The sequence below is a fragment of the Mesorhizobium sp. M4A.F.Ca.ET.020.02.1.1 genome (assembly GCF_004022645.1).
Taxonomy (GTDB): Bacteria; Pseudomonadota; Alphaproteobacteria; order Rhizobiales; family Rhizobiaceae; genus Mesorhizobium.
Genome location: NZ_RZOI01000235.1, coordinates 1 through 7,854, shown reverse-complemented (window position 1 = coordinate 7,854; position 7,854 = coordinate 1). Strand labels below are relative to the sequence as shown.

The 7,854-nt window shown below is 64.1% G+C and carries 12 protein-coding genes; 8 read left to right on the top strand and 4 right to left on the bottom strand.

From position 1 onward, the window contains the following. From EN742_RS16370 to EN742_RS16355, 4 genes are all read left to right on the top strand, one after another. Positions 1–878, top strand: an 878-nt coding sequence (locus tag EN742_RS16370) for a dual specificity protein phosphatase family protein (protein ID WP_128333028.1), incomplete at its 5' end; no start/stop codon positions are given. 180 nt (positions 879–1,058) lie between these two features. Further along, positions 1,059–1,331 (top strand): hypothetical protein, encoded by a 273-nt coding sequence (locus EN742_RS39400; RefSeq protein ID WP_245492336.1) that lies wholly within the window; start codon positions 1,059–1,061, stop codon positions 1,329–1,331. Positions 1,332–1,338: 7 nt separating this feature from the next. Continuing rightward, positions 1,339–2,007 carry a lysophospholipid acyltransferase family protein gene (locus EN742_RS16360; protein ID WP_126055346.1) on the top strand — a complete coding sequence of 223 codons (669 nt, stop codon included), beginning with the start codon at positions 1,339–1,341 and terminating at the stop codon, positions 2,005–2,007. Further along, complete coding sequence (locus tag EN742_RS16355) at positions 2,007–2,954, top strand: phosphatidate cytidylyltransferase (RefSeq protein WP_126055347.1); 948 nt, start codon at positions 2,007–2,009, stop codon at positions 2,952–2,954. Before EN742_RS16360 ends, EN742_RS16355 begins: the two co-directional genes overlap by 1 nt. Positions 2,955–3,455: 501 nt before the next feature. Here EN742_RS16355 and EN742_RS16345 read toward each other — a convergent pair. From EN742_RS16345 to EN742_RS16330, 3 genes are all read right to left on the bottom strand, one after another. Further along, on the bottom strand, positions 3,456–3,773 hold the full coding sequence (locus EN742_RS16345) for a hypothetical protein (protein ID WP_126055348.1): 318 nt from the start codon (positions 3,771–3,773) through the stop codon (positions 3,456–3,458). Positions 3,774–4,199: 426 nt separating this feature from the next. After that, complete coding sequence (locus EN742_RS16335) at positions 4,200–4,397, bottom strand: hypothetical protein (protein ID WP_126055350.1); 198 nt, start codon at positions 4,395–4,397, stop codon at positions 4,200–4,202. Positions 4,398–4,474: 77 nt separating this feature from the next. After that, positions 4,475–4,774, bottom strand: a complete 300-nt coding sequence (locus EN742_RS16330) for a DUF1236 domain-containing protein (protein WP_126055351.1) — start codon at positions 4,772–4,774, stop codon at positions 4,475–4,477. A 484-nt stretch (positions 4,775–5,258) separates the two neighbouring features. On the opposite strand from EN742_RS16330, the gene EN742_RS16325 reads away from it, so the two are divergent. Both EN742_RS16325 and EN742_RS16320 read left to right on the top strand, forming a co-directional pair. Then, the gene (locus tag EN742_RS16325; RefSeq protein WP_127406104.1) at positions 5,259–5,552 is read left to right on the top strand and encodes a hypothetical protein; all 294 of its coding nucleotides are present in this window, start codon (positions 5,259–5,261) and stop codon (positions 5,550–5,552) included. A gap of 166 nt (positions 5,553–5,718) precedes the next feature. Then, entirely contained in the window at positions 5,719–5,904 is a 186-nt protein-coding gene (locus EN742_RS16320) for a hypothetical protein (RefSeq protein WP_127400152.1), read from the top strand. Between the two features lie 84 nt (positions 5,905–5,988). On the opposite strand, the gene EN742_RS16315 is transcribed toward EN742_RS16320, so the two are convergent. Then, positions 5,989–6,927 carry a hypothetical protein gene (locus EN742_RS16315; protein WP_128333027.1) on the bottom strand — a complete coding sequence of 313 codons (939 nt, stop codon included), beginning with the start codon at positions 6,925–6,927 and terminating at the stop codon, positions 5,989–5,991. A 377-nt stretch (positions 6,928–7,304) separates the two neighbouring features. On the opposite strand from EN742_RS16315, the gene EN742_RS16310 reads away from it, so the two are divergent. Then, positions 7,305–7,484, top strand: coding sequence for a hypothetical protein (locus tag EN742_RS16310; RefSeq protein WP_245455507.1), 180 nt, complete (start codon positions 7,305–7,307; stop codon positions 7,482–7,484). 29 nt (positions 7,485–7,513) lie between these two features. Then, positions 7,514–7,747, top strand: coding sequence for a hypothetical protein (locus EN742_RS16305; protein WP_127422753.1), 234 nt, complete (start codon positions 7,514–7,516; stop codon positions 7,745–7,747). Positions 7,748–7,854: the final 107 nt, after the last annotated feature.

The following is a 7,854-nucleotide window of genomic DNA, read 5'->3' as shown; positions in this document are numbered from 1 at the left end:
ACAGGCTTACGATCATCTGGGACCACTGGCGGCACCGGCTGAGCGGCATCTCAGGAATTGCCTGGCACGTCTGGTGCTTCCTGATCGGCGCCTCGGTGCTGACGACATGGCAGCACCATTTCATCGACATCCCGACCGGCGCGCTGCTCGGCCTGTTCGCGCTGTGGCTGTTCCCGCGCACGGGCGAACTGCCTTTCGCCGGCTTCCGGCTGGCGACCGACAGGAAAGCGCAGCGGCTGGCGGTCTTCTATGCGCTGGGGGCCACACTGCTGCTGGCGGGCGCGGCCGGCGGCGCCCTCGTCTCGGCGGTTGCCCTCGCCCTTCTGTGGCCGGCGCTGGCGCTGGCCATCGTCGCCTTCGGCTATGCCGGCGCCGGAGCCAAGGTGTTCCAGAAAGCGGCGGACGGCCGCGTCTCACTCGCCAGTCGGCTGCTGCTCTGGCCCTACCGCGTCGGCGCCAGAATCAATCTCTGGGCCTGGACGCGCACGCTGTCGCCAATGGTGCCTGTCACCGACGGCGTCTTCCTCGGCCGGTTCCCGACGGCTGCCGAGGCCAGCGGCTTCGGCACGGTGATCGACCTTGCCGCCGAACTGGAGCGGCCGCGCGGCGCATCCTGCCGCTGGATCAGCCTCGCCGTGCTCGATCTTCTGCCGCCATCCGCGAAGCAACTCTCCGAAGCGGTGCCGGCGATCGAGGCGGCGCGCCGGCAGGGGACGGTGCTGATCTGCTGCGCGCTCGGCTTCCAGCGCAGCGCCACGTTCGCCGCCGCATGGCTGGTCGGCACCGGCCGCTCGCACACCGCCGCGCAGGCGCGCAAACTGCTCGCCGCCTCCGGCCGACCGGTGCACATTCAGGCCGGGATGGACGAAGCGGCATGAACAGCAATAGCTATCAGGACAAAGCCGGCGCGTTCGCCGCCGGACTTATGCTGCAGGCGGCGTGGCCGCTGCTGGCGGTCGCGGCTTGCCTGCTCGCCGCGCCGGTGATCGGGCTGGCGGCCGCGCCGCAGGTGACACCGCTATCGGCCGCAGCCACCAGCCACGCTGCCGCCGATAGCGGTGTCACCTGCGGCGGCGGCTCTGGCTACCCTCGCCTTCACCGCGCTCCTCCTGTTCGACGCGCTGCTGTTCCGGCTGATGGCGAGCCATGACAGCGAGGTTTCGGGCGGCGGCGCGGTCGATGATTTGCTCGCCCGCATGCGGCTGAAGCCCATGCCTGCCGCGACGCGATCGCTCGACCAGCGGATATCGGGTACGCGCCGGCTGCTGATGAAGCAGCGTATGGCCTTTGCGGTGTTCGCGGCGGCGTCACTGATGGCGGCATTGCTTTGAGACTTCGATGACAAAACTCCACATCCGCGCCAACACTTTCACCCTCCTGCAGACCATCACCTCGGTCGGCCTGTCGGCGCTGGCCTGGGTGGTGACCGGCGTGCGACCGATATGGAACGGCAGCCAGCCCTCGGAGCGGCAGCGCATCTATTTCGCCAACCATGCCAGCCATGGCGACTTCATCCTGCTCTCGGCCTGCCTCAGCGAGAAAGTGCGCGCCCGCACCCATGCGGTGGCGGCGGCCGAATATTGGGGCAAGTCGCGGCTGCGCCGCTACATCGCCGAGGACATGCTGTCCTCGGTGCTGATCCACCGGCAGTGGACCGAAGAGTCACAGAACCCGATCAACATCATGCTGTCGGTGCTCGACCAGGGTCATTCGCTGATCCTGTTTCCCGAGGGCACGCGCAACACCACGGACGAGCCGCTGCTGCCGTTCCGTTCCGGCCTCTACAACCTGTCGATGGCGCGGCCCGAGGTGGAGCTCATCCCGTGCTGGATCGAGAACATGTCGCGGGTTCTGCCCAAGGGCCAATTCCTGCCGGTGCCGCTTCTGTGCCGCGTCGTCTTCGGCCCGGCTGTGACCATCGCGCCCGGCGAGGAGCGGCGCGCCTTCCTCGAACGCGCCCGCCAGACGCTGCTCGCCCTCAACCCCCGCCCCGACCGAGACGACTGATGCCACTACCGCCGATACATGAAACCATGATCCTGATCGCCGGCCTGGTCGCGGTGCTGTCGACGGCCAGCGTCACCGCCGGCATCTTGTCATGGCGAGCGCCGAAGCCGCTGTCGCCGACGCTCGTCAATCTCACCCAGCGCATCAACGCCTGGTGGGTGATGGTGGTGGCGATCACCGTCGCCTTCTTCTTCGGCCATGCCGGCATGACCATCCTGTTCGCGCTGATCTCGTTCGCGGCGCTGCGCGAATTCGTGACGCTGACGCACAGCCGGCGCAGCGACCACTGGGTGCTGCTCGGCATGTTCGCCATCATCATCCCATTCCAGTACTGGCTGGTGTGGACGGCGTGGTACGGGCTCTTCACCATCTTCATCCCGGTCTACTGCTTTCTGCTGATGCCGGCGATCACCGCGCTCAACGGCGACACCGAGCGCTTCCTCGAGCGCGTCTCGGCACAGCAATGGGCGATCATGATCTCGGTCTACTTCGTCAGCCACGTGCCGGCGCTGCTGACGCTCGACGTGCCGGGCTTCGAGGGCCGCAACCTCCTGCTCATCGCCTTCCTGATCATCACCGTGCAGGGCAGCGACGTGCTGCAATACATCTTCGGCAAGCTGTTCGGAAAACACCTGCTGTCGCCGACCGTGTCGCCGTCGAAAACCTGGGAAGGGCTGGTCGGCGGGCTCGCCGCCTCCAGCCTGCTTGGCGCGCTGTTGTCGTTCCTGACGCCGTTCTCGCCGCTGCAGGCGGCCGCCGTCGCCCTTGTCGCCTGTCTGATGGGTTTTCTCGGCGGCCTGGTCGCCTCGGCCATCAAGCGCGACCAGGGCGTGAAGGACTGGGGCCATCTGATCGAGGGCCATGGCGGCATGATGGACCGCGCCGACAGCCTGGTCTTCGCCGCCCCGGTGTTCTTCCACACGGTCAGGTATTTCTGGTCGGCGTGAGGGGAATGGGCTTGCGATCGCAAGTGGGCGCCTGACCCAGCCGAGCCCATTCAGGCAGCGGCCGCTGCAAAGAAAGCCCGCCGGTGTGCGGCCGGCGGGCAGATTTGGTGTCGATAGCGAGAAGACCTCGCTGGGTTGGAAACGCGCGGTCGATGATTTGGTTTCGTGCCGGCCGTACCGCGGCCCAATGACAAACGAGCAAAAAAGCTCGCCCGGCGTGACCGGGCGAGATGGCTCTTGGAGGTTGGGAACTGCCCGCCCAACTTGCCGCAGTTTCATGACGGTCCGATGAACCGGGCGCCGGCCGGCAGCGCTCGCCCCGATTGGTTAGGCCCAGCGGCCGCCCGCGAGTCGCATGGGGCCGCCGGACCGCGTTCTGACCGCCCCCTAGAGCCGGATGATTTCAGGTCGAATCGACCTGAAATCTGAATCCGGCTCTAAATCAAAGAGATAGAGCATGATGTCGTCCGAAACCCGCTTCACACTTTTCGGCATCATGCTCTAGTCGCGTGCCCTGCGGATGGAAGAGATGAGCTCGTCGACACGATCCACCGGGTGGGCACGCGGCTTGCCAAGCGATCGAGCATCCAGCCGGTTGTCATAAATGCGCGCCAGCAGATCGCAGGCCACTTTGGCGCGCTGCCAGGTGCGACCGACCAGTGAGCGGCCTCCCAAGGTACCAGGAGCGTTGTCGGACTCATCCCACACCATCCAGCTTCCCGAAGGTTCTGGACGACAGCGGAATCTCGCCTTTCCATGATCCTGCATGGCTTCGAAACGGGAAAGGCGCACTGTTGGTTCGACAACAATCGAGGGCATGGTTAACGCCGCCGAGCGTTGTGGCAGCCCTCCGCGATCATGCCATGGCCCACTTTCGAGCGGCGGGCCGGTTTCGCCGGCTGCAAATCCAATTTTGCCTGGCAGCGGTAATTATCACGTAAGACTGGTCTAATAACTTTTGGAAGCGAAATACTTAGGGTTGGGAACGCATATGGAACAGTCCACCCGCCTAGGGAACCTGCACTTCGCCCAGGCAATGTTGAGGGAAGTCCGCGAGCGAGCGCGGTCAGACGGTGAGGATCTTCTGACCTACCTAATCGACATGGCTTACCTGGAAGCCAGCGATCGAATTAGGGCAATCTGGGCCGCAAAAGACAACGACGCCGCGTCCGGCGAAGGCCGATAAGACGACCAGGGCGTGGACCCGCAACGCCCTGGGGCCCTCACAGCCGGCCCACCGGCTCGTTATTCGGTTTCGGCCACGAAGGATATGGCGATCAGGTCGTCGCCACCAATCTGGCCCTGGCCGTCTTCCATCACCGCGGCGACCTTCCGGAAGGTCTTCATCTCGTGTTCGGTAATGCGGGCTTCCCGCATCCTCGCCCTCAGGGCGGCTACGCGCAGTCCCAAGGCGTGGGATTGCCCGATCTCACGGTCCAACATGCATGGCTCCTCGATATTTGAGCGACTTGAAGGCCCGCCGCACCGAAATGCAGCGGGCCTGAGCTGAAGCGTTTGGCCTATTCGTAAACTTTGATGATCTTGCGCGTGCCCGGATCAACGAGGACCGTCCGGTTGTCGATCACGACGTAGCGGTATTGCACGTCGGGAACTTCATAAAGCTCGACTGTATCGGGAAGAGTCGTGCCGATGTTGAGCTCCACGCCAGGAAGCGCTACCGAGGCCAGGGGCTTCTTCTTCACATATTCCCGGATGACCGTTTCCTGTTCCGGCTGAATGATCAGGGTGTCGGCGGCGGCAGCCCCGATACCGGCCAGCAGCAAAAACCCCGCAGCGGCTGCGGCGAGATAGATTTTCATAGTTTCCTCCTGGTGGTGTGGTTGCGCCAGACGACATTGTCTTCACGCTGCAAGCAGACCCAACGCCAGGTTTTTGCAAACGTTCCGCGATGAGGACCTAGGTCTGAACCGTGTACGACCTTATCAGGCGCAATAGCCTCGTCAGGGGCGGCAACCGGAACCCTTGATTGCCCGCCTTCGTTGCTCGCTACAAGGTTCAGGAGAGGAATCCATGGATAAGAGCGTCGATCAGGCACGCTGGCTACTCACCCCGGTGTTCGCGGTCGCCATCATGTTCTTGGCGATTGGAATGGCACTCGGCTGAAAATCCTTGGCTCGCCAAGCATCTTTTCAATGGAACCTGCGCAGTCCGGTCCTTTCCGAAGCCCTCGCCGCGGAGGAATCGATGTGTCCCGCCAGCCAGCTTCAGCCTTCATACTTTAACAGTTTCGAAACTAAGCCCGCCCTTACGCGTTGACGCTTGCCACAATGGAGAATTTCAAGAATGGATCCGGCGGTCGCGGCGGTGATGATTTTGCTTTCGTGCAGCCCCGGACAGACCTCCGTCTGCCGACCTATCGATTCGCCGCCCGACCTCTACATGTCGGTCCAGGAATGCCGGGCGTCATTGAAGGAGCGTCTTGCCAGATCGGCTAACGGCGAAATCATCGGCCGCTGCCGAGAGATCGACCTGAGTATTACAGGTTCACTGCCGGCCGGCCATGCGATCGTAACGGTGACGCGCGGTGTGGGGAACAAGACCGTCACCAGCTATATCGTGCCGCGCAAGACCGACTAGAGACTGGGCGCGGCGGGCGCCGTTGCCGGCGGCCAGGTCTGCCGCCGCCTCGACCAAATCTCGACCAACCGTGGCCGGACCTCAAGCCGCCAAGCGACAATATGGGAACCGGAACCAACACTTCTAGGTCCTCGTTGATCCGATGATGCAAGAAGAGGACACAGAGATGGCCACCAAAGAAAAGAAAGAAAAAAAGCAGGCGAGCCGCGTGGTGAAAGGGCAAGAGCTGGAGGTGGAGCACCTGACGGAAATTGCCGACGTCTCGCCGAAACAGGCGCGCGCCTTGTTGCGCAAGCATGGTGCCGACTGGACCAAGCTCAAGGACGAAGCCGAAGATTTGAAGGATGACTGAAACACCCGGCACGGCTTCCTCTCTCGGTCTCCGCCGCGGCGTGAGGGGATATTGCGCGATCCCTTCTTTCCTTGTGGGGACTGCTCAGGCGCCCGAGTGCCGCAGCCAATGGCGGTCGAAGACGTCCAGGATGGCGCGGAACTCGGCCGGCGGGACCTGGTGGACGCCGCCGTCGCTGCCGCCGACCAGGAAGCGCGTGAGCTGCCGGTCGACCTGCTCCGGCTGCTCGATGGCGATGCCGAGCGATGCCAGATCACCCGATATCGACTGGTCGGGCAACAGGTATCCGCCCCATGAGGCAGCGCCCGGCAGTGGAGCGCGCAGACGCACGATGAGGATCCTTGTCAGCGATGGCTGCGCCTCCGGGCCGATGATGGCGGTGCCGCACATATAGCCGCCAAGCACGCTGCCCGGCTGCGACTGCGGGAACAGGCTGATGAAGAACTGGGCATCGCCGCCGACTTCCTTCAGATGCACGTAAAGGGCGCGCTTGGCCGGCGTGACCGGACCGCCAAGCACCAGCTGGCCGGTCGGCAAGGACTCGCGATAGGTGGCGGTCAGGCCATGCATGCCAGGCCCTGGCTCGATCGACAGGATGCCCTTGATGAACTGGCCGCGAAAATAGGGCGACCAGGCGCGCGAATAGCATGCGTAGGTTCCGGCGAGCGCGAAGGCGAGGCTGCGCTCTTCATGGCTGGATGCCGTCTCGAACTGGGCGCTGGCGCGGCGTTCGAGCTCGGCCCTGTCGACGCCGTGACGGTCGGAGATGGTGGCGATGAAATCCGGCAGATCGCAGTCGGCGATCCAGGCGCCCGGGTGCTCCAGGCGAAGCAGCTTCGCCCAATCGTCGTAGACGCTGTGCTCACGGGGCTGGGCGCGGCCCTGCAGCCATTTGTCGGCGCGGCCGAGATCGAACGCGGTCTTCGGATTGACAGCCCGGAAGGCCGCCGCCAGTTCCTTGCGGGTGACAGTTCCCAGCAGGGCTGAAGTCAGCCGCAATTTCTGCCCGATATGCTGTGCCATGCGGCCGCCCCTTACTGTCCGCTGTCAGCCATAACACGCCCTGGCGCATCCTTACATTGTACTTTTCCACAAGCTAATATTCCAGGAATTCCAAAGAATTCCACGGCATTCCGCGCGTGCTGCCTTCTCGGTTCGCGGGCCGGCGCTAAGCTCGCCGCGGGCAAGGGGCAGGCCGTCGGGACAACACACAGAAATGTGGGCTGGGCACGTCTTCCTCGCAGAGCAGTGACACGCTTCAACCGAGCAACGGCGAAACCAGGCTCAGGAACCTGGAGCAACCGAACCGTAATGCCACTTCAACCTGAAGGAACGACCAGATGACCTCGAGCGCCTCTTCCAGACTGACCTTCATTGTATTTACCGCCGGATGCATCGCATTGGCGCTGCTCTTCCGCTACGCGCCGGCCGGTGATCTTCCCTCGAAATATGTCAAAGGCCCGGCTGCGCAGGCCGCGCAGTCGACGCGCATCGACATCGACAACGAGGCGCACGCGATCCGCTTCTACATCGACGGCAAGCAGGTCGCGCTGCTCGACGAGTCCGGTTTCAAGCAATGAATGCCGTGGAACCAAGGGAGGAAACCTTCATGAAAGTCGTTCTATCCGCGCTGTCCGCGCTGCTCGTCATGCTTGTGCTCGCGCAGAGCGCGGAGGCCAAGAAGAAGGCCCCGGCGCACCAAGACAACGCCGCCAAGGCCGAGGAAACCCGTCCGCCGCTCGACAACACGTCGACAGGTGGGATAACGCCCGCCGCGGAGGCAAAGGCGCCGGCCGGCGACGGGTCGCAGTACCCGCCGGCGCTGTATTTCAATTTCCAGTAGGAGACACCCTGCCCGGCCCTCAGCCGGCAACCGCTGCCGGCACTTTCCTGGCGGCAGGCCGGGCGCGGCGCGGGCGGCGCTTGGCGGCGAGCTTGAGGACCACCGGC

What these genes read in the sequence shown, in the direction of transcription:
- EN742_RS16360 (WP_126055346.1), top strand. Translation starts at nt 1,339, where the DNA reads ATGACAAAACTCCACATCCGCGCCAACACTTTCACCCTCCTGCAGACC.
- EN742_RS16355 (WP_126055347.1), top strand. Translation starts at nt 2,007, where the DNA reads ATGCCACTACCGCCGATACATGAAACCATGATCCTGATCGCCGGCCTG.
- EN742_RS16345 (WP_126055348.1), bottom strand. Translation starts at nt 3,773, where the DNA reads ATGCCCTCGATTGTTGTCGAACCAACAGTGCGCCTTTCCCGTTTCGAA.
- EN742_RS16335 (WP_126055350.1), bottom strand. Translation starts at nt 4,397, where the DNA reads ATGTTGGACCGTGAGATCGGGCAATCCCACGCCTTGGGACTGCGCGTA.
- EN742_RS16330 (WP_126055351.1), bottom strand. Translation starts at nt 4,774, where the DNA reads ATGAAAATCTATCTCGCCGCAGCCGCTGCGGGGTTTTTGCTGCTGGCC.
- EN742_RS16325 (WP_127406104.1), top strand. Translation starts at nt 5,259, where the DNA reads ATGGATCCGGCGGTCGCGGCGGTGATGATTTTGCTTTCGTGCAGCCCC.
- EN742_RS16320 (WP_127400152.1), top strand. Translation starts at nt 5,719, where the DNA reads ATGGCCACCAAAGAAAAGAAAGAAAAAAAGCAGGCGAGCCGCGTGGTG.
- EN742_RS16315 (WP_128333027.1), bottom strand. Translation starts at nt 6,927, where the DNA reads ATGGCACAGCATATCGGGCAGAAATTGCGGCTGACTTCAGCCCTGCTG.
- EN742_RS16305 (WP_127422753.1), top strand. Translation starts at nt 7,514, where the DNA reads ATGAAAGTCGTTCTATCCGCGCTGTCCGCGCTGCTCGTCATGCTTGTG.